We start from the raw sequence: 20,098 nt of genomic DNA, 5'->3' as shown, positions 1-20,098 counted from the left end.
GGGTGGGGGTGGGGGGGGGCCCGGGCCCCCCCCCCCCCCCCGCCGGCCCCCCCGCCGCCGCCGCCGCCGCCGCCGAGATCGCCCGCCGCGGCCGCTTCCGCGCCGCCGCCGCCGTCATCAAGGGCGAGCCCGCCCTGCCGGCGGTGCTCGCCGCCCTGCCGCCCGGCCGGCGGGTGGTGCTGGTGCCCCACCTGGCCGGCGACGGCCGCTTCGCCGCCGACCTCATCCCCGCCCTCGCCGCCGCCCACGGCGGCCACCTGGGCGAGGTGCGGGTGCTGCCGGCGCTGGGCGGATCGGCGGTGATCCCCGCCCATGTGGAGGCGTTGCTCGGCCATGTCGCCGAGACGGTCGACGCCCCGCCCGACCTGCTGGTGGTCGCCCACGGCGCCGCCAGCGCCACCGCCGGCGACCGGGCGGCGGAGCATCTGGCCCATGCGGTCGGTGGCAGCGCCGTCTGCCGCTCCGCCCACACGGTGTTCCTGGAGCACGCGCCGCGCCTGACCGACTGGCGGCGCCTGCCGCTCGGCCGCGACGTGGTCGCCTGCGTCATGCTGGCGGCCCGCGGCCGTCATGCCCGCCTGGACGTGCCGCCCGCCTTCGGCCTGCCCGCCGGCACGCCGCTGGTGACGCCGGCCGGCGAGGCCGTCGGCCCCTTCGTCGTCGACGGCCGCCGGCTGTGGCTGCACGCCCCGCTCGCCGACCCGCGCCTGATGGCCGATGCGGCGGAACTGGCCGCCGTCGGCGCCCTCGGCACGCCCGCCACGACAGAGACTCACCTCGCAGGTCGGACACTTGACCACAGTCAAGGTGCTCTTGCCGCCACGGCCTAATGTGGCCCCATGACCCAGGGGCCGCTGCGGCACGGGGTCGACCGGGACCTGATCCTTACTTGGGGGACCGCAATGTCCGAACGCCTTACCAAATCGGCGGCCCGCAACATCTTCTACGGGGGCACGCTGTTCTTCATGGCGATCTTCATCGCCCTGACGGCACACAGCCATGTGTACATCGTCAATACATCAAGCAATTCCGAGAACCTGACGGATGCCGTCGTGCGCGGCAAGCACGTGTGGGAGAAGCACTCCTGCATCAACTGCCACACGATCATGGGCGAAGGCGCCTACTTCGCGCCGGAACTGGCCAACGTGTGGGACCGCTACGGCGGCCCCGATGACGCCGAAGGCGCCCGCGAGACGCTGAAGGCGTGGTTCGCCGCCCAGCCGACCGGCGTGCCCGGCCGCCGTCAGATGCCGCAGTTCAACCTCTCCGACCAGGAGCTGGATGACCTGATCGACTTCCTGAAGTGGACCAGCGAGATCGACGACCAGAACTGGCCGCCGAACGAAGCCGGCTGATCGACCGCACCGGAAAGCGGAGACAATCGTCATGAAATACCAATCGCAAAAGGTCGCGCTCTATTACTTCGGCGGTGCGCTGACCCTCTTCCTGGTGCAGGTGCTTGTCGGCGTGCTGGCCGGTACCGTGTACGTGCTGCCGAACGTGCTGTCCGAACTGCTGCCCTTCAACGTCATCCGCATGATCCACACCAACGCGCTGATCGTGTGGCTGCTGATGGGCTTCATGGGCGCCACCTACTACCTGCTGCCCGAAGAGACGGAAAGCGAGCTGCACAGCACCAAGCTGGCCCTGGTCCAGTTCTGGCTGTTCTTCGTCGCCGCCCTGCTGGCCGTGGTCGGCTACGTCTTCGGCATCCACGAGGGACGCGAGTTCCTGGAACAGCCGCTGCCCATCAAGGTCGGCATCGTCGTCGTCGCGCTGATGTTCCTCTACAACTGCACGCTGACGCTGCTGAAGGGCCGCAAGACCGCCGTCGCCAACGTGCTGATGCTCGGCCTGTGGTTCGTGGCGATCTTCTTCCTGTTCGCCTTCTACAATCCGGGCAACCTGGCGCTCGACAAGATGTACTGGTGGTGGGTCGTCCACCTGTGGGTCGAAGGCGTGTGGGAGCTGATCATGGCCTCCATCCTGGCCTTCCTGATGATCAAGCTGACCGGCGTCGACCGTGAAGTGGTCGAGAAGTGGCTCTACATCATCGTCGCCCTGTCGCTGTTCACCGGCATCCTGGGCACCGGCCACCACTACTACTGGATCGGCACCCCGGCGTACTGGCAGTGGATCGGTTCCGTCTTCTCGACGCTGGAAGTCATTCCGTTCTTCGCCATGGTGGTCTTCGCCTTCGTCATGGTGTGGAAGGGCGGCCGTCAGCATCCGAACAAGGCCGCGCTGCTGTGGTCGCTCGGGTGCGCCGTCATCGCCTTCATCGGCGCCGGCGTGTGGGGCTTCCTGCACACCCTCGCCCCGATCAACTACTACACCCACGGCACCCAGGTCACCGCGGCCCACGGCCACCTCGCCTTCTACGGCGCCTACGTGATGCTGAACATCGCCGTGTTCACCTATGCCATGCCCTACCTGATCAAGCGCGAGCCCTACAACCAGGCCCTGAACCAGGCCGGCTTCTGGATCACCACCGGCGGCATGCTGTTCATGACCTTCGCCCTGACCTTTGCCGGTGTGGTGCAGACCCATCTGCAGCGTGTCGTCGGCGACGACTACATGTCGGTGCAGGACTCGCTGTCCATGTTCTTCTGGATGCGCCTCGGCTCCGGCGTGGCGGTCCTGATCGGGACCATCCTGATCGTGGTGTCGCTGGCGGTGCCCATGGGCTCCCGCCGGACCATCCCGCAGGCCCCGCACGCGGCCCCGGCCGAGTGACACCATAAGGCCTTTACCTCGACCGGCGCCGTTCCCTGCCCTGAACTCCCGAACGGCGCCGGTTCTTCTTTTTCACGCCCACACCCTCGACCCTTAGCGCGGAGGCCGTCATGCGTGACGCCACCCTGGCCGCCCAGGCCATCACCCAGCCCGCCAACGACGTGCCCTTCTACCTGCCCGCCGGCAGCGAGTGCGAGCTGTTCAGCCAGGCCCACCGTCACCGCCTGCCGCTGCTGCTGAAGGGCCCGACCGGCTGCGGCAAGACCCGCTTCGTCGCCCACATGGCGGCGCGCCTCGGCCTGCCGCTCTATACCGTGTCCTGCCACGACGACCTGACCGCCGCCGACCTCACCGGCCGCTACCTGCTGAAGGGCGGCGAGACGGTGTGGGTGGACGGGCCGCTGACCCGCGCCGTCCGCGAAGGCGGCATCTGCTACCTGGACGAGGTGGTGGAGGCGCGCAAGGACGTCACCGTCGTCATGCACCCGCTGACCGACGACCGCCGCATCCTGCCGCTCGACCGCACCGGCGAGCTGATCGAGGCGCCGGCCAACTTCATGCTGGTGGTGTCCTACAACCCCGGCTACCAGAACGTCCTGAAAAGCCTGAAGCCCTCCACCCGCCAGCGCTTCCTGGCGCTCGACTTCGGCTATCCCAAGCCGGAGCTGGAGGCCCAGGTGGTGGCCTCGGAAACCGGGGTCGACCACGACACCGCCGCCATGCTGGTGGGCCTTGCCGGCCGCATCCGCAGCCTGAAGGGCGTCGACCTGGAAGAAGCCGTCTCCACCCGCCTGCTGGTCTACTGCGCCACCCTGCTGAAGGCCGGCCGGCCGCTGAACGAATGCGTGCGCGCCGCCATCATCGAGCCCCTGTCCGACGAGGCCGACGTCAAGGACGGTCTGGCCGAGGCAGTGGCGGCCATCCTGGGCTGAGGGCAGGCGGCTCCGCCCCTCCCCTCCCCACCGCCGCGAGCAAGAGGAACGTGCCATGTTCGAGTGGCTGGAATTCGAGGAACAGGTCGGCAAGATCTGGCACCGCATGGTCGGCGACGTCGCCACCTATCCCCGCCACGCCGATGCCGCGGTGACGCTGGCCGAGGTGAAGCCCATGCTGGCGGTGCTGTTCCGCAGCCTGGGCGGCGACCGCGCCATCGAACTGGGCGCCGCCGGGCAGGAGGAAAGCGGCCACCGCCTGTCGCTGCGCCAGCGCCTGGGTATGGATGCGGAACGCCTGCCGGTCGCCAGCCTGGGCGACGCCACCCTGCGCCTGCCGGAGCGCATCGACCTCTTCCCCGACCCCGCTGCCAACCGCGACCTTTATCTGTGGCTGGCCGCCTTCTTCGCCGCCGCCGTGCCGCCGGCGCCCGATGCCGATGCCGACCCGCTGCGCCGCGACCTGCGCTTCCTGCGCGCCGCCCACGAGTCGGTCAGCCGGGCGCTGGCCGCCTTCCCCGGCATGCGCCGCCGCTATGACCGCCTGTGCCGCGACCTGCTGGAGGCCCGCCCGCGCCGCCCGGCGGCAGAGATCGAGACGCTGGTCGAGCAGGTGGTGATCGCCCTGCTGAACGGCTCCACCCCCACCGCCGCCGCCGATCATCTGTGGCAGGCGGTCGCCGGCCCCGATGCCGAGGCCATCGCCGCCTTCGCCGCGCCGCGCCGCTACCGCCCGTTCCTGCCGGTGCCGCTGTGGGGCGAGATCCGCTCCGTCGCGCCCGAACTGCGCCATACCGACGACGAGGACGACGACGATCCCCACGCCGGCCAGGGCGAGGAAGACGACCGCAAGCGCAAGGCCCGCCGCAAGGCGCTCGATCAGGCGGAACGCGACGACCCGCTCATCCTCAACCGCTTCGAAAAGATCCTGGCGCTGGCCGAGATGGTCAACGTCAACCGCGGCAAGGAGGACGACGACGAGGAAGACGCCCGCAAGGCCGCCGACGAGATGGACGAGATCGTCGTCTCGCAGACCACCAAGAAGGCCTCCACCCGCCTGCGCCTGGACCTCGACCTGCCGCCCGATGCGGTGGTCGGCGGGGCGCTGACCGGCCGCCACACCTACCCGGAATGGGATTACCGCCGCGAGACCCTGCTGCCCGATCACTGCCAGGTGCTGACCGGCATCGCCGACGAGGAAGGCGAGGACTGGCAGCCGGACGAGGAAACCCGCCGCCTGATCCGCCGCGTCCGCCGCCAGTTCGAGGCCCTGCGGCCGCGCATGATGACCTTCCACCGTCAGGCCGACGGCGACGAGCTGGACCTGGAAGCGCTGGTGCGCGCCCAGGTGGACCAGCGCGCCGACGGCACCCTGTCGGACCGCGTCTATCAGAAGACCCGGCCGTTCACCCGCGACCTTTCCGTCGCCGTGCTGGCCGACGTGTCGCTCTCCACCGACGCCTGGATCGACAACCGCCGGGTGCTCGACGTGGAGAAGGAGGCGCTGTCGGTGTTCCTGTCCGGCCTCAACGCCTGCGGCGACGAGAACGCCGTCTACACCTTCACCAGCCGCAAGCGCGACTTCGTGCGCGTGCAGACGGTGAAGGACTTCGAGGAACCCTTCGGCCCCAAGGTGCTGCGCCGCATCGCCGCCCTGAAGCCGGGCTACTACACCCGCATCGGCGCCGCCGTCCGCCACGTGACGGCGCAGCTGGAGAAACGGCCGCACCGCAACCGGCTGATCCTCATCCTCACCGACGGCAAGCCCAACGACGTCGACCACTACGAAGGCCGCTTCGGCATCGAGGACAGCCGCAAGGCGATCCTGGAAGCCCGCCGCAAGGGGCTGTCGGTGTTCGGCGTCACCATCGACCGCAAGGCGCAGGACTACTTCCCGGCCCTGTTCGGCCGCGGCCGCTACGCCATCGTCGGCGACGTCGCCAAGCTGTCGCGGGCGCTGCCGCGCATCTACCAGTCCTTGTCCAGTTGAGGGAGCCATGACCGCCCACAGCCGCATCGGCGACTACCAGACCCCCAACATTACCCCAGCCAACCCGCTCGCCACCCCCGACGACACCCCCGCCGACTGGGGCGCGCTGTCGGCGCTGCCGGGCAATCCGCTGATGTGGATCCTGATCCTGTCGGAGCTGGCGGTGTTCGGGGCCTTTCTCGCCGGGTTCGCCGGCGCCCGGCTGATGCAGCCGGAGCTGTTCGCCGAAAGCCAGGCCCAGCTCAACCGCCTGTACGGCGGGCTCAATACCCTGGTGCTGGTCACCAGCGGCTGGTTCGCCGCCCTGGCGGTGCGCAACCGCGCCGAGGGCGCCGTCGGCCGCGCCCGCCTGTGGCTGCTGGCGGCGGGTGTGCTCGGCCTCGTGTTCCTGGTGGTGAAGGTGGTCGAGTACGGCGCCAAGATCGACGCCGGCATCGGCATGGATACCAACACCTTCTGGACCCTCTACTGGCTGATGACCGGCTTCCACGCCCTGCATGTGGTCATGGGCCTCGCCATCCTGGCCATCGTCGCCTGGAAGGCCAGCCTGGAGAACCTGGAGACGGGCGCCGCCTTCTGGCACATGGTCGACCTGATCTGGGTGCTGCTCTACCCGGTCATCTACCTCATCCGCTGACCCTGCCCGCCCCGCCGGAGACCCGCCATGAGCGACCTGTCCCGCCAGCCGACCCGCCCTGCCCTGGCCATCACCTGGCTGCTGCTCGCCGGCCTGACGGTCGGCAGCATGGTCACCGCCTTCACCGACGGCAATGCCGCCTCCACCGCCGCCCTGACGGCGCTGCAGGTGACGGTCATTCTGGTGCTGACGGCGGTGAAGGCGCGGCAGATCCTCAGCGTCTACCTGAACCTGCGCAGTTCCACCGCCGGCTGGCGGGCCCTGTTCGCCGCCTTCGTCATCGCCATCCTGGCGGTGATCCTGGGCGGCCACATGGTGATCGGGGTGGTGTGACACCACCCCGCCGGATCATCTTCGGAAGTCTTGTGGGGGACCAGCCTCAGTGGCTGGTCCCTTCTTCGTAGCGGATCTTGTTGGCGACGTTGTACTTGCCCACCGGCCGCCGCATGGGCAGGCGCTTGACCTCCTCCAGCGTCGCGGCATCAAGGATGATGAGGGCGCCGTCGTCCTCCATCAGCGACAGCAGCACATGGCGGCCGTCCTGGGTGAACTCGGCATGGGCGACGGTGCGGCCGGGTTCCGGGCGCAGGGTGCGGACGATCTCCAGCGTCTGCTTGTCGATCACATGCACCGCATCCTTGTTGGGGCCGAAGAACACGTCGGCGAAGGCATAGGGCGCGTTCTCGTGGCTGCGCATGAAGAAGCCGGGGCCGAGGGTCTCCAGTTCCTTCACCGTCTGCCACGTCGCCATGTCGAGGACGGTGATCTTGTTTTCCTTCAGGTTGGGCGAGGCCATGACCCGGCCGCCGTTCCAGTCGAAGGTGATGCCCGAGCCCAGGTGCGGCATGCCCGACAGCGGGATGTCCGCCACCTTCTGCCCGGCGGTCAGGCTGACCACCTGGCCGTTCTTCGCGTTGCGGGCGGCCCCCATCAGGTGCTCGTACCCCTGGTCGAAGAAGAAGTCGTCTAGGTAGTCGTCCAGCCGGATGTGGCGGACGCTGAAGGCGGCGGCGGAGGTATAGGGGATCTCCCACACCTCGGGCATGTCCTTCAGGGCGACGATGAAGCTGCCGCGCGGCGGCGCGGTGTAGACGGCCGACACCCGGCTCTCGGCGCCGGCATCGTCCACCACCGGAATGACCGAGTGCGGCGTCAGGTCGCGGGCGTTGAGGATCACCACGCTCGCCGGCACCATGTTGCCCACCGCCACCCACTGGCCGTCCGAGGAAACGGCGATGTTGCGGGTGTTGATGCCGGCCCGCACCTCCGCCACCATTTGCAGCGTCCACATGTCGTAGACCGACACCCAGCCGTCGCGGCTGGCCATGTAGGCAAACCGGCCGTCGGGCGAATACTTGATGCCGCCGTGCAGGGCGAAGCGGCTCTCGAAGCGGTCGATGGGGGTGAAGGTGTCGCCGTCCAGGATGGTGACGTGGTGATCGCCGCTTTCCACCACCGCGAACAGGTTCATCAGGTCGCTGCCATGGCTCGGCGCCTTGGGCAGCGCCAGCGGATCGGCGTGGATGAGGTGGCTGGCGGTGATCTCCGCCATGTCCCACGCCGGCATCACCGCCGGCGGCTGGAAGATGTAGGCGGCGAGCGCGTCGGCATCGGCGTCGCTCAGTTGCTCGGCGAAGGCCGGCATCTGGGTGGCGGCGCGGCCGTGCAGGATGATCTCCTTCGCCTCCGCCGGCTTCAGGCGGCCGAGGTTCTGCGGCAGCAGCGCCGGTCCGATGGCGCCCAGGCGGTCGCCGCCATGGCAGGCGGCGCAGACCTCGGTATAGAGGCGGGCCGGATCGGGCTCGGCGGCGCCGGCCGGCAGCGCCAGCAGGGCGGCGGCGGCGGAGGCCAGCAGGACACTACGTATACGCATGATATTACCCCTCCGCCACGGCGAGCGGCCGCCGGCCGGCGCCGAAGGATGTCAGTTCCACCCGCGGGCCGCCGCCGCTGACGCCGATCTCGTCGTCGTCGAGGTAGCAGCCGGGGTCTTCCGCCCAGGCATCGCCGGTCAGCTGGAAGGCGCGGGTGCGGGTGTTGCCGTTGCAGATGGCGCGATGGACGCAAGGACCGCAGCGCCCGCCCACCGGCCGCGGCCGCTGCTTGAGTCCGGCCATGAGCGGGTCGGACACGTCCATCCAGATGTCGGAAAACGGCCGCGAGCGCACGTTGCCGAGGGTGTGGGTCCACCACATGGTGTCGGGGTGGACGTTGCCCAGGTTGTCGATATTGGCGACGTTGACGCCCGAGGCATTGCCGCCCCAGGCCTCCAGCCGCCGGCGCAGCATGGCCGCCTGGGCGGGAAAGCGGCGCTCCGCCCATTGCAGCAGATAGACGCCGTCGGCATCGTTGTTGCCGGTGACGTATTCCCGCTGCCGCCCGGCCCGCACGTCGGCGAGGCAGCGTTCGAACAGCAGGTCCATGACCTCGCGGGTCAGCGCGTGGTGGGCATCGCTGCGGCGGTTATGGTTGCCGCGTCCGGCATAGTTGAGGTGGGTGACGTAGACCTTGTCGATCCCCTCCGCATCCGCCAGGTCGAGCAGCGCCGGCAGATCCTGCGCCGTGTCCTTGGTGGGGCAGAAGCGGATGCCGACCTTGATGCCGTGTTCCCGGCACAGGCGGATGGCCCGCAGCGAGGCATTGAACGCCCCCTGCTTGCGGCGGAAATGGTCGTGGGTGTTGCGCAGGCCGTCCAGGCTGATGCCGACGTAATCGAACCCCACCGTCTCGATGCGGTGGATGTTGTCGTCGTCGATCAGGGTGCCGTTGGTGGACAGGCCGACGTAGAACCCCATCACCTTGGCGCGGGTGGCGATGCGGTAGATGTCCGGCCGCATGAGCGGCTCGCCGCCCGACAGGATCAGCACCGGCACGCGGAAGGCCTTCAGGTCGTCCATGACGCCGAACACCTCGTCGGTGGTCAGCTCGCCGGCGAAGTCGGTGTCGGCGGACAGGGCATAGCAGTGCTTGCACGTCAGGTTGCAGCGGCGGATGAGGTTCCAGATCACCACCGGCCCGGTGGCGGAGCCGTCGCCGGCGCCGGGACCGGGGGCGACCCGGCGCGGCGGAGCGGCGGCGGTGCGCCCTTCCTCCGCCGCCACCAGGGCCGAGATGTAGCGGGACAGGCGGAACATGGGTCAGCCTCCTTGCCCGGCGCTGGCGCGCAGGCGCAGGCCGGTCTTCTTGAGGATGCGGGTGGAATAGAGGATCTCGCCGCCGCGGCAGGCCTCGCCCAGCAGGGCGCGGATCTGGCCCGCCTGCGACTCCGCCTCGGCGCGGTCGTGGCCGTGGACCATGGCGAACAGGTTGTAGGACCACAGGCCGGCGACGCGCGGCCGCAGGTAGCAGTGGCTGACGAACGGCAGGTCGCCCACCGCCTGCCCCAGCGCCATCACTCGGTCGTCGTCCACGTCCCACACGGTCATGCCGTTGGCGCGGAAGCCGAGGCGGTAGTGGTTGGGCACGGCGCCGATGCGGCGGATGACGCCGGCCGCCAGCATGCGCTCCAGCCGGCCGATCACCTCCGCCCGCGCGATGCCCACCGCCTCCGCCACCGCGCCGTAGGGGTCGGGCAGCAGCGGCAGGCCGTCCTGCGTGGCGGTGACCAGGGCGCGGTCGGTGGCGTCGAGCAGGATCGGCTGGGTCATGCGACGAGCCTCAGGTCGAGGTGGAACTCATGCAGCTTGGGCAGCGGCAGCACCGGCAGGCCGGCGGCGGCGGCAATGGCCTCGCACACCGCCTGCGCCCGTTCCGGCGACTCGGCGGCGACCACGAACCACATGTTCAGGGCATGGTCGCGGGCGTAGTTGTGGGCGACCTCGGGGAAGGCGTTGACCAGCGCCGCCACCTCCTCGAAGCGCGACTCCGGCACCGCCATGGCCGCCAGCACCGCCTCGCCGCCCAGCGCCTCCGGCTTCCACAGCGGCCCGAAACGGGTGAGCACGCCGCGCGCCCGCAGCGACACCAGCCGCTCGATCAGTTCCGCCTCGGTCAGGCCGAGCGGCGCGGCGGCGGCGGCGAAGGGGCGGTCGCACAGGGGGAAGCCGCCCTGCAGGGCATTGACGATGGCGCGGTCGACGGCATCAAGGTCGGGGCTCATGGACGCACCTCCGGCGCCGGTCGGCCGTAGCGGCCGCCGGTCTGCTTGTAGCGGCGGGTGGAGAACAGCACCGCATGGGGCCAGGCCTTCAGCCCCTGGCGGGCGAGCATGGAGTCGATGGTGGCGGTGACCACGGCCCGGTCGCGGCCATGGACCATGGCATAGAGGTTGTACGGCCAGTGCGGCAGCGCCCGCAGGCGGCGGTAGCACAGGGTCACCATGTCCTCCGCCGCCAGCCGGTGGCCGACACGGGCCACCTCGGCATCGGGAATATCGAGCACCACCATGGCGTTGGCGGTATAGCCGGCCTCGTGGTGGCGGACGATGGCGCCGAAGCGGCGGATGACGCCGGCCTCCACCAGCGCCCGCAGGCGGCTGATGACCTCCGCCTCCGACATGGCGAGGCGGCTGCCGAGGTCGGCATAGGGGCGCGGGGTCAGCGGCAGGCCGTCGCGCAGGGCCGCCACCAGCGAGAGGTCGCGGCCGTCGGCCAGCAGCAGGGGATCGGCGGCGGCGCTCATGACAGGGGGAATCCCAGGTCGAGGTGATAGTCCTCCACCATCGGCAGGCGCAGGACCGGCAGGCCGGCTTCCTCCTCGATCAGCAGCAGCACCGCGTCGCGGCGGGCGACGCTGTGGGCGGTGACCACGAACCACAGGTTCCAGGCATGGTCGCGGCGGTAGTTGTGGTTGACCTCGGAAAAGCCGGAAACCAGCGCTGCCACCGCCTCCAGCCGGTCTTCCGGCACCCGCATGGCGGCCAGGCAGGCGGCGCCGACGGTGCCCGGCTTGTAGACGGCGCCGATGCGCGACAGCAGGCCGTCGTCCTTCATGGCGCGGAAGGCGTCGATCACCTCCCGCTCCGTGCAGCCGAGGCGGCGGCCGAGGTCGGCGTAGGGGCGCGCGGTCAGCGGGAAGTCGCGCTGGGCGAGGTTGAGCAGGCGGGTTTCGAAGTCGGATGCGCGCTGCATGATCTACAGTCCGATGCGGTGGGCGCGGCTGGTGAAGAAGATGCCCGACGGCTTGTCGGCCGGCAGCACCGCCAGCGTCTCGCGGCTTTCGGTGTCGATGACGTGGACCTCGTCGCGGTCGCGCACCGACAGCCACACGCGGTCGCCGCGCGGCGTGAACTCCATGTGCAGCACGCCGGGGCCGGGGGTGAGGGTATCGGCCACCGCCAGGGCCTCGGTGTCGATCACCTGCACGGTGCCGTTGTCGGGCAGCGCGAAGTTGACCCACACATGCCGCCCGCCGGGCCGTGCCATGACGAACACCGGCTGGCCGTGAACGGGGATCTCCGCCACCTGCTGCCACGTCGCCAGGTCCACCACCAGCACCGAATGACGGCCGATGGCCGGCAGCCACGCCTTGCCGGCGGCCACCGCCCAGCCTTCCAGGTGCGGCATCTTGTAGACCGGCAGCGGCTCCGCCCCGCGGCCGTAGCCGTCGAGCACCCGCCGCACGCCGCGTTCCGGGTACCACAGGTCGAGCATGGCGAGGCCGTCCTCGCCGAACAGGCCGGCGATGTACCAGCGGCCGTCTTCCGACACCAAGGCGTCGTAAGGCTGGCGGCCGATGCCGGCGAACTGGGTCAGCACCGGGGCGCGCGGGTCGGCGGAGAAGTCGGCGATCCAGATTTCGTCGGTGTCGTAGAGGCTGAAGACGAAGCGGTTGCCCGGCGCGTCCTCCAGCCCCACCACCTTGGACCGCTTGCCGTCGCCGATGGCGGTGGCGGGAATGTCGGCCAGCAGTTCCAGCGTGTCGGCGTCGAACACCTTGACGCCGCCGGGCTCGTAATTGGCGACGGCGACCAGCCGGCCGTCTTCCGAGATGGCGCCGCCGATGGAATTGCCGGACTGCACCACGCGGCGGTCGATGGTGCCGGTCAGCATGTCCACCTTGGTCAGCCCGCCATCACGGCCGAAGACATAGGCGTAGCGCTCGCTCGGGCCGAACACGACGGAGGCGTGGGACAGGTCGCCCAGGCCCTTGACGGTGGCGAGGCGGCTGTTCTGCAGGCGGTCGACCACCGCCACCTGGCCGATGGCGCGCTCGATCACCAGGCCGAGGTCGCCGGTGCCGCGCAGGTCGGCGGCGGCAGCGGTGCCGACGGTGCCGGCGGCGAGCGCCAGGGCGGCGGCGGAGGCGAGGATGAGGGTGCGGAAGCTCATTGGACATCTCCCTGCCGCAGCATCTCGACCAGGGCCGAGACCTCGGCATCGCTCAGAAGCGGCGCCCACGGCGGCATGGGGGTGCCGGGCACGCCGTGGCGGATGGTCAGCGCCAGATCGTCGTCGCTGCGCCCGGCCAGCGCCTCAGGCGTGAGCGGCGAGCCAAGGCCGCCCTTGCGGGTCAGGCCGTGGCAGGAGCCGCAATCCTGCTCCAGCAGCACGCGCAGTTCGGCCTCGCGGGCCGGGCTGAGGGGGTCGGAGGATGCCGCGGCCGGCGCCGCCGTCGCCAGCGCCAGAAGGACGGTCGCGGCAAGTACCTCACGCATGGGCGGCGACGGCGAGCGGCCGGAGGGCGCGCGGCTCGGCCCGCACCCCCTCCGCCGCCGGCACCTCGGCCAGGGCGGCGACGCGGCCGATCACCAGCAGGGTCGGCGGCCGGAAGGCGGCCTGCACCAGCGCCTCGGGCGCCGCGTCCAGGTGGGTGAGCAGGCGGCGTTCCTGCGCCGTGGTGCCGTTCTGCACCGCCAGCACCGGCGTGTCCGCCGGCATCCCGTGGGCGATGAGCTGGCGGCTGATCTGCGGCAGGGTGGCAAGGCCCATGTAGACCACCAGGGTGGTGTCGGGGTCGGCGAGGCTCGCCCAGTTGAGGTCGAGCGGCGCGTCGCCCTTGGCATGGCCGGTGACGAAGCGCACGCCCGTCGCCAGCCCCCGGTGGGTGAGCGGCACGCCGCAGGCGGCCCCGCAGGCGGCGGCGGAGGTGATGCCGGGCACCACATGCACCGGCACGCCGTGGGCGGTCAGGTGCTCCGCCTCCTCGCCGCCGCGGCCGAACACGAACGGGTCGCCGCCCTTCAGCCGCACCACCGTGCGATGGCGGCGGGCGAGGCCGAGGAGGATGTCGTTGATGCGGTCCTGCGTGCAGTGGTGGCAGCCGCTTTCCTTGCCGACGAACACCCGCGTCGCCGTCGGCGGCACCAGGGCCATCACCGCGTCCGACACCAGCCGGTCGTAGGCCACCGCGTCGGCGCAGGCGATCAGCCGTGCCGCCTTGAGCGTCAGCAGGTCCGGGTCTCCCGGCCCGGCGCCGACCAGATGGACGCTTCCCAATGCCGTCATGGCGCCACTCCTCCCTTTGCGGAAATACCCGCACGATTGCTGCGACCAAGGATGCGGAGGGGGCGGCGGAGCGGCTTTGACTTTGGTCAACATTGGCGGGGCCGGCGGCCGTGGCCGTCTTGTGCGGCGCAGAAACGGCGCTGCATCAATGCTTCACATGACTTCATGCTGATATGAAATCTGGAACCATTCCTGGAAAATGGAAGGAAATGACTTGCGGTAAATCCACGCGCATTTCGTGGATAATTTTCCACCCTTGATGAAAGTCAAGGGGCGGTGCCCCCACCCCGAGGAAGGTTTAATCCGCTGCAGCAGGAAAAGGGACTGCAGCCACACTGTCTTCGTCTCGGAGGGGACCAAAGATGAGAACGTACCTTGCTTCCACTGCGGCTGCTGCCACCCTCACCGCACTGCTGACCCTTGGCGGCGGCGCTGCGGCGCTGGCGGCTGAGCCGACTCTGACCAAGGAAGAATTCGAACATTCCAAGCTGGTTTACTTCCAGCGCTGCGCCGGCTGCCATGGCGTGCTGCGCATGGGCGCCACCGGCAAGCCGCTGCTGCCGGAAGCCATGCAGAAGCTCGGCCAGCAGCGCATCGAGCGCATCCTGACGCTGGGCACCGAAGGCGGCATGAACAACTTCGACAACGAGCTGTCGAAGGACGAGATCCGCATGCTGTCCACCTACGTCCAGATGGAACCGCCGGTCCCGCCCGAGATGTCGCTCGACGACATGAAGAAGACCCGCAAGGTTCTGATCGAGCCCAAGGACTACCCCAAGGAACCGCAGCACTCCCTCAACTGGGAAAACTTCGTGCTGGTCATCCTGCGTGACGAAGGCAAGGTCGGCATCATCGACGGCGACACCAAGGAAGTGGTCGCCAAGGTGAACACCGGCTACGCCGTCCACGTCATGAAGGAAACCACCGACGGCCGGTTCTGGTACACCATGGGCCGCGACGGCAAGATGACCAAGATCGACCTGTGGATGAACCCGCCGCAGGTGGTTGCCGAGGTCCAGGTCGCCTATGACGCCCGCGACGTCGCCGTGTCCCACTACGGCGAGTGGAAGGACAAGTACATCATCGGCGGGTCGTACTGGCCGCCGCACTTCGCCATCGTCGACGCCGAGACCATGGAACCGCTGAAGGTCGTCTCCACCCGCGGCGTGGACATCGACGGCAACTACGTCAACGAGGCGCGCGTCGCCGCCCTCTACAACACGCCGCTGGCGCCGACCTGGATCGTCGCGGTGAAGGAACTGGGCCAGCTGTGGCAGGTCGACTACTCCGACCTCGACAACCTGCGCATCGAGAAGGTGGACAACGCCAAGTTCCTGCACGACGGCTTCTTCACCGCCGATCACCGCTACTTCCAGATCGCGGCCAACGCCTCCAACACCATGGTGTTCCTGGATACGGTCGACCGCAAGCTGGCCGGCATGCTGGAAACCGGCAACCGGCCGCACCCCGGCCCGGGCGCCAACTGGATCGACCCGAAGTGCGGCCCGGTGGCGGGCACCGTCCACCTGGGTGAAGGCAAGCTGGCGGTCTGGGGCAACGACCCGGCCAAGCACGCCGACCAGGCCTGGAAGATGTGCTACACGGTGGCGACGGACGGCCCCGGCCTGTTCCTGCGCACCCACCCCAGCTCGCAGCACGTCTGGATGGACCAGACCATGCACCCCGAGCCGGAAATCGCCCAGAGCGTGAAGGTGCTGTCGAAGGAAACCCGCGAAATCGTCAAGACCCTGCGGGTCACCGAGCATCCGGGCGCCGTCGCCACCCACATCGAGTTCAACAAGAACGGCGACGAGGCGTGGGTGTCGGTGTGGGCCAAGGCCGCCGGCGACCGCGCCAAGGGTGAAATCGTCGTCTACGACGACAAGACCCTGGAAGAAAAGGCCCGCATCAAGGGCCTGGAGACGCCGACCGGCAAGTTCAACGTCTACAACCGCATCAAGCACGTGACCTGAGCCGCCGAAGCGACGGGGCGGGCGCTTCGGCGCCTGCCCCGGTCCGCTGCCGGCCCATCCTATCCGCGGTCATTGTGAAGGTAGAGAGACCATGCCCAAGGAGTCGCTCTTCAAACGGATCGGGCGCCTGAAAATTCTCGGGGCTTCGATTGTGGGCGCTGCCGTGCTCTTCGTCGGCGGCATCGTGTTCTGGGGCGGCTTCAACACCGCCATGGAAGCGACCAACAAGATGGAGTTCTGCATCTCGTGCCACGAGATGAAGGACAACGTCTATGCCGAGTACAAGGAAACCATCCATTTCGCCAACCGGACCGGGGTGCAGGCCACCTGTCCGGACTGTCACGTTCCCGATCCCTGGATCCACAAGATGATCCGCAAGGTGCAGGCCTCGCGCGAGCTGTGGCACTGGGCCTGGGGCGACGTCGACACGCCCGAGAAATTCGACGCCAAGCGCCTGGAGCTGGCGAAGCGCGTGTGGGCCAGCATGGAGTCCAACGACTCCCGCGAGTGCCGCAACTGCCACAGCTTCACCTCCATGGACGCGGACAAGCAGAAGAACCGCGCCGCCCGCATGCACGAGCGCGCCCAGCAGGACGGCCAGACCTGCATCGACTGCCACAAGGGCATCGCCCACAAGCCGGTCCACCAGCTGCTGGAGGACGAGGACGCCCCCGCCACCGCCGGCGTGACCCCGGCCGTCGCCACCCCCGCCACCCCGGCCCCGGTGGTGCAGCAGGCGGCCGCGACCTCGACCCCGGCGCCGGCGCCCGCTCCCGCCCCCGCTCCCGCTGCGGCTCCGGCCCCTGCCCCCGCTCCCGAACCGGCGGTGCAGACGGCGGCGGCCCCGGCTGGCGGCGGTGCTGCCGCGGCCATCGACTGGGCGGCGACGCCCGAGACCAAGGTCACCCTGTTCTACCCCGGCACCACGTCGTTCGAGTGGATCCAGCAGGGCAGCGACCACGGCGGCGCCCGCGCCTTCAAGGCCGGCGACAACTGCTCGTTCTGCCACGAGGGCGAACAGGCCGACATGGGCGCCAAGATGGTCAGCGGCGCCAAGGCGGAGCCGACCCCCATCCCCGGCAAGCCGGCCTTCGTGCCGCTGACGGTGAAGGCGGCCTTCGATGCCGAGGCGCTGTACATGCAGTTCAGCTGGCCGGAATCGCCCCACGCCCCCATTCCCTTCGCCGACGGCGGCATGATGGACCCGGAAAACCCGGTCAAGCTGGCGGTGATGCTGGATGCCGGCCATGTGGAGTTCGCCGGGCAGTCGGCCTGCTGGTCGTCCTGCCACCATGACGCCCGCACCATGCCCGATGCCCCGGCCGATGCCTCGGCGGTGGCGGGGCGGCTCGATGTCTCCCACGGCGTGACCAAGTACCTGCCGGCCACCCGCTCGGAAATCGAGATCCGCGGCGCCGACGGCAAGCCGCGCGGCGGCTGGGACAAGCTGAAGGACGAGGGCGAGATCGCCGCCATGCTCGACCAGGGCGTCTTCCTCGACCTGTGGCGCTACAAGGGCGGCACTGGCGAGGCGGAGAACTCCTACGTCCTGGCGGAGCGCGTCGTCACCGATGCCAGCGGCCTCGCCTTCGAAGGCGGCCTGCAGAACGGCGTGTGGACGGTCACCATGACCCGCAAGCTGAACACCGGCGTCACCGGCGACGTGGTGCTGGAACCGGGCAAGACCTACACCGTCGGCTTCGCCCTGCACGACGACCACACCAACGGCCGCTTCCACCATGTATCCATCGACTACCGGCTCGCGCTGGGCGCCGATGGGGCGGAAATCACGGCCATCCAGAAGTAGAGCGCATCAGGGGCGGTGCCCGGCACGCCGGCGCGCCGCCCCTCACCATCTGCCGGGAGAGGCACCCATGAAGACCACCCTTCGCCGCACCGTCGCCGCCATCCTGGCGGTCGCCGCCGTGCCCTTCCTCACCCTTGCCGCCCCTGCCCTCGCCGCCGAGCGCCAGCCCATCCAGGGCCTGCTGGGCGCCGACTTCGGCATGGACCTGCAAAGCGTCCGCGCCGCCGTCGAGGCCGGCGGCCTTACCCGCATCAGCGCCCAGGCGGAGGACGGCGACACCCTGCTGTCCGGCGTGCTGGAGACCGACGGCGTCGCCCGCACGGTGCTGTTCGTCTTCCCCGCCGCCCGCGACCGGCTGGCGCTGATCATCGAGTTCCACGACGACACCGCCCGCGCCGCCGCGCTGGAAGACGCCCTCACCGCCCGCTACGGCGCCCCCATCGACGAGGACGGCACCAAGGTCATGCGCGAGCAGCTCGGCGACCAGCTGCCCGAGGGCCTGGAGGATCTGCGGGTGTGGGCCGACAAGGTCGACGGTGCCGACCGTCTGGCCCGGCTGATGACCTTCCCCAACTATGTCGCCGTCGAATACATCGACAGCGCCCTGCTCAACGCCCTCAACTGACGGCCAGGGCAGGAAAACGAAACGGCGCCGGCGAGCCTCCCCGCCGGCGCCGTTGCCCTGTCCGGGCGCTGCCGTCCGTTATTCGACGATGACGCTGCCGGCCATGCCCTCGTTCTCCCAGTGCGGGCCGCACAGGTAGGGGTAGACGCCGGGGGTCGGGAAGGGAAACTCCCACCACTCCGACAGGAAGATGCGGTCGCTCTCCTCCTCCCCCTGCTCCTTCAGCCAGACCGTGTGGCTGGTGCGCTCCACGTTGATCCAGCGCACCGTGGTGCCGGCCGGAACGGTCACGTTGTGGGGGCAGAAGGTGTTCTTGTACATGAGCACCGGGACTGTGCCGGGCGGCAGTTCCGGCGCGTCCGATTTGGCGTAACGGGCCTCCGCCTCGGCGCAGGGATCGGCCTCGGCGGCGGCGGCCGGAGCCTGCAGCAGGGCGGCCAGGACGGCGGTGGCGGCGGTGAAGGGAAACAACAGTCGCATGATCTCGCACTCCCGCTTGCAACCGTCCGATGATGCCGGGCGGCGGGGCGGCGGGACTTGATTGTGGGCAAGGTGACCGGCTCAGCGCAGCAGGTCGGCCTCGCCGAAGCTGGCGCAATAGGCGCGCAGCAGCGCCTCGTCCTCCACCACCACATGGTCGCCTGCGCACACCACGCCGGCCTCGTCCAGCCGCCGCAGGGCGCGGGACAGGCTTTCCGGCTCGATGCCGATGCGGCTGGCCACCAGCTGCTTGCGCAGGGGCAGGCGACCGCGGCCGTTCCAGGCGTCGGACTCGATCAGCGACAGCAGGTAGGACGCCAGCCGCTGGCTGGGGCTGTGGGCCTTCAGGTGGTGGATTTCGTGGATCAGGAACACCTGCCGGGCGAGCAGGCTGTCCAGCATGTGGAAGCCGAGCGTCTTGTTGTCGCGCAGGGCCTTCAGGAACAGGCGGCCGTCGATGCGGATGAGGGTGGTACCGCCCTGAACCTCGGCATTGACCGGGAACCGGCCGGCGCCGAACAGCGCCGCCTCGGCGAAGGACTCGCCGCTGCCGATGATGGTCACCAGGCTCTGGTCGCCTTCGGGCGTGAGCGCGAACAGGTGCACCGCCCCTTCCGCCACGGCATAGAAGGCATCCGCCTCGTCGCCCGCCGAAAACAGCAGGGCGCCGTGATCGTAGCGGCGGACCGAGCCGGTGGCGGCCACCGCCTCCAGTTCCGCCGGCCCCAGTTGCGCGAACAGCGGCGCCTGCGACAGGGCGCGCAGGTCGGCGGCGACCAACGGACGGTTCTCAGCCATGGCGCATCTCCGCGTCGTCGTCCTCGTCGGGGATGAAGCCTGCGAACTCGGCCAGGGCATCCATGTCGGCCACCACCAGCCGGTCGCGGCCGGCCGGCGTCACCCCGACGGGCGCCAGCTTGGCGATGGAGCGCGACAGGGTTTCCGGCGTCATGCCCAGCTTTTCCGCCACCACCCGCTTGCTGTACGGCAGGTCGATCTCGGCCGGCCCTTCCTGCACCGGCGACAGCTGCACCAGGAACATGGCCAGGCGCTGCGCCGTCGACTTCATCTTCAGTTCGGTCACCTGGTTGAGCAGCCCGCGCAGCGAGCCGGTCACCGCCCCCATCACCGTCAGCACCACGTCATAGTTGCGGGCGAGCGCGGCGTTCAGCGCCTCCGCCGGGATGGCCAGCGCCTCCACCGCGTCCAGCGCCACCGCCGACACCTGATAGTCGCCGACGCCGGTCGCCGCCGTCTCGCCGATCAGGGTGCCGGGGCCGTGGATGTCGATGACATGCTCGTCCCGCGCCGTGGCGCCGGGCAGGTAGACCTTGACGTAGCCGGAGCGCACCGCGAACAGCGCCTCCGCCCGCCGGCCGCGCTCGATCAGGCGTTCGCCGGCGCGGAAGCTGCGCACCTCGGCCAACGCCGCCAGCGCCTCGCGCTCGCCATGGGGCAGGCGGGCGAACAGGCGCGACTGGGCGAGCATCTGGGCGGCAGCGGAAGCGGGCATGGCGAGACCTAGTGCTTTTT

22 protein-coding genes are annotated in these 20,098 nt (G+C 69.8%); 10 read left to right on the top strand and 12 right to left on the bottom strand.

From position 1 onward, the window contains the following. From ABD056_RS00515 to ABD056_RS00485, 7 genes are all read left to right on the top strand, one after another. A partial coding sequence (locus tag ABD056_RS00515; protein WP_343863358.1) for a hypothetical protein occupies positions 1 to 830 on the top strand: 830 nt, incomplete at its 5' end. A 72-nt stretch (positions 831 to 902) separates the two neighbouring features. Further along, the gene (locus ABD056_RS00510; protein WP_343863355.1) at positions 903 to 1,355 is read left to right on the top strand and encodes a c-type cytochrome; all 453 of its coding nucleotides are present in this window, start codon (positions 903 to 905) and stop codon (positions 1,353 to 1,355) included. Between the two features lie 31 nt (positions 1,356 to 1,386). After that, positions 1,387 to 2,736: a cbb3-type cytochrome c oxidase subunit I gene (locus ABD056_RS00505; RefSeq protein WP_343863353.1), complete on the top strand. Its 1,350-nt coding sequence runs from the start codon at positions 1,387 to 1,389 to the stop codon at positions 2,734 to 2,736. Between the two features lie 110 nt (positions 2,737 to 2,846). Beyond that, a complete protein-coding gene (locus tag ABD056_RS00500) occupies positions 2,847 to 3,668 on the top strand; it encodes a CbbQ/NirQ/NorQ/GpvN family protein (protein ID WP_343863351.1) in 822 nt (273 codons plus the stop codon). A gap of 55 nt (positions 3,669 to 3,723) precedes the next feature. Next, entirely contained in the window at positions 3,724 to 5,658 is a 1,935-nt protein-coding gene (locus ABD056_RS00495; RefSeq protein ID WP_343863349.1) for a nitric oxide reductase activation protein NorD, read from the top strand. Between the two features lie 7 nt (positions 5,659 to 5,665). Then, a complete protein-coding gene (locus tag ABD056_RS00490) occupies positions 5,666 to 6,295 on the top strand; it encodes a cytochrome c oxidase subunit 3 family protein (protein ID WP_343863348.1) in 630 nt (209 codons plus the stop codon). A gap of 27 nt (positions 6,296 to 6,322) precedes the next feature. Further along, positions 6,323 to 6,628: a cytochrome C oxidase subunit IV family protein gene (locus tag ABD056_RS00485; RefSeq protein ID WP_343863346.1), complete on the top strand. Its 306-nt coding sequence runs from the start codon at positions 6,323 to 6,325 to the stop codon at positions 6,626 to 6,628. 46 nt (positions 6,629 to 6,674) lie between these two features. On the opposite strand, the gene ABD056_RS00480 is transcribed toward ABD056_RS00485, so the two are convergent. From ABD056_RS00480 to cobA, 9 genes are read right to left on the bottom strand one after another with little or no spacing between them, the layout of a single operon-like run. Next, on the bottom strand, positions 6,675 to 8,168 hold the full coding sequence (locus ABD056_RS00480) for a cytochrome D1 domain-containing protein (RefSeq protein ID WP_343863344.1): 1,494 nt from the start codon (positions 8,166 to 8,168) through the stop codon (positions 6,675 to 6,677). A gap of 4 nt (positions 8,169 to 8,172) precedes the next feature. Then, entirely contained in the window at positions 8,173 to 9,429 is a 1,257-nt protein-coding gene (gene nirJ, locus ABD056_RS00475; protein ID WP_343863342.1) for a heme d1 biosynthesis radical SAM protein NirJ, read from the bottom strand. Positions 9,430 to 9,432: 3 nt separating this feature from the next. Next, entirely contained in the window at positions 9,433 to 9,942 is a 510-nt protein-coding gene (gene ahbB, locus ABD056_RS00470; protein WP_343863341.1) for a siroheme decarboxylase subunit beta, read from the bottom strand. Next, positions 9,939 to 10,394: an Lrp/AsnC family transcriptional regulator gene (locus ABD056_RS00465; RefSeq protein WP_343863339.1), complete on the bottom strand. Its 456-nt coding sequence runs from the start codon at positions 10,392 to 10,394 to the stop codon at positions 9,939 to 9,941. Before ABD056_RS00465 ends, ahbB (ABD056_RS00470) begins: the two co-directional genes overlap by 4 nt. Further along, entirely contained in the window at positions 10,391 to 10,915 is a 525-nt protein-coding gene (gene ahbB, locus ABD056_RS00460; RefSeq protein WP_343863337.1) for a siroheme decarboxylase subunit beta, read from the bottom strand. Before ahbB (ABD056_RS00460) ends, ABD056_RS00465 begins: the two co-directional genes overlap by 4 nt. Beyond that, entirely contained in the window at positions 10,912 to 11,364 is a 453-nt protein-coding gene (locus ABD056_RS00455) for an Lrp/AsnC family transcriptional regulator (protein WP_343863335.1), read from the bottom strand. The genes ahbB (ABD056_RS00460) and ABD056_RS00455 overlap by 4 nt, the downstream gene beginning before the upstream one ends. 3 nt (positions 11,365 to 11,367) lie before the next feature. After that, positions 11,368 to 12,564: a cytochrome D1 domain-containing protein gene (locus ABD056_RS00450; RefSeq protein ID WP_343863333.1), complete on the bottom strand. Its 1,197-nt coding sequence runs from the start codon at positions 12,562 to 12,564 to the stop codon at positions 11,368 to 11,370. After that, positions 12,561 to 12,890 carry a c-type cytochrome gene (locus tag ABD056_RS00445; protein WP_343863331.1) on the bottom strand — a complete coding sequence of 110 codons (330 nt, stop codon included), beginning with the start codon at positions 12,888 to 12,890 and terminating at the stop codon, positions 12,561 to 12,563. The genes ABD056_RS00450 and ABD056_RS00445 overlap by 4 nt, the downstream gene beginning before the upstream one ends. After that, positions 12,883 to 13,680 (bottom strand): uroporphyrinogen-III C-methyltransferase, encoded by a 798-nt coding sequence (cobA, locus tag ABD056_RS00440; RefSeq protein WP_343863329.1) that lies wholly within the window; start codon positions 13,678 to 13,680, stop codon positions 12,883 to 12,885. The genes ABD056_RS00445 and cobA overlap by 8 nt, the downstream gene beginning before the upstream one ends. 362 nt (positions 13,681 to 14,042) lie before the next feature. Here cobA and ABD056_RS00435 point away from each other — a divergent pair, with 362 nt between their 5' ends. The 3 genes from ABD056_RS00435 to ABD056_RS00425 all read left to right on the top strand — a co-directional run bounded on the left by ABD056_RS00435 (position 14,043) and on the right by ABD056_RS00425 (position 18,085). Next, entirely contained in the window at positions 14,043 to 15,653 is a 1,611-nt protein-coding gene (locus ABD056_RS00435) for a cytochrome D1 domain-containing protein (RefSeq protein ID WP_343863327.1), read from the top strand. 163 nt (positions 15,654 to 15,816) lie between these two features. After that, a complete protein-coding gene (locus tag ABD056_RS00430) occupies positions 15,817 to 17,460 on the top strand; it encodes a NapC/NirT family cytochrome c (protein WP_343863325.1) in 1,644 nt (547 codons plus the stop codon). A 67-nt stretch (positions 17,461 to 17,527) separates the two neighbouring features. Further along, positions 17,528 to 18,085, top strand: coding sequence for a hypothetical protein (locus ABD056_RS00425; protein WP_343863323.1), 558 nt, complete (start codon positions 17,528 to 17,530; stop codon positions 18,083 to 18,085). Between the two features lie 78 nt (positions 18,086 to 18,163). Here the strand turns inward: ABD056_RS00425 and ABD056_RS00420 are convergent, their stop codons facing one another. The 3 genes from ABD056_RS00420 to ABD056_RS00410 all read right to left on the bottom strand — a co-directional run bounded on the left by ABD056_RS00420 (position 18,164) and on the right by ABD056_RS00410 (position 20,078). After that, complete coding sequence (locus ABD056_RS00420; protein WP_343863321.1) at positions 18,164 to 18,565, bottom strand: cupredoxin domain-containing protein; 402 nt, start codon at positions 18,563 to 18,565, stop codon at positions 18,164 to 18,166. A gap of 81 nt (positions 18,566 to 18,646) precedes the next feature. Further along, a complete protein-coding gene (locus ABD056_RS00415; RefSeq protein ID WP_343863319.1) occupies positions 18,647 to 19,363 on the bottom strand; it encodes a Crp/Fnr family transcriptional regulator in 717 nt (238 codons plus the stop codon). Beyond that, positions 19,356 to 20,078, bottom strand: a complete 723-nt coding sequence (locus ABD056_RS00410) for a Crp/Fnr family transcriptional regulator (RefSeq protein ID WP_343863317.1) — start codon at positions 20,076 to 20,078, stop codon at positions 19,356 to 19,358. The genes ABD056_RS00415 and ABD056_RS00410 overlap by 8 nt, the downstream gene beginning before the upstream one ends. Positions 20,079 to 20,098: the final 20 nt, after the last annotated feature.

The organism is Caenispirillum bisanense, from assembly GCF_039523075.1.
GTDB classification, from domain to species: Bacteria; Pseudomonadota; Alphaproteobacteria; order Rhodospirillales; family Rhodospirillaceae; genus Caenispirillum; species Caenispirillum bisanense.
This window is presented reverse-complemented; position numbering and strand designations above follow the sequence as displayed.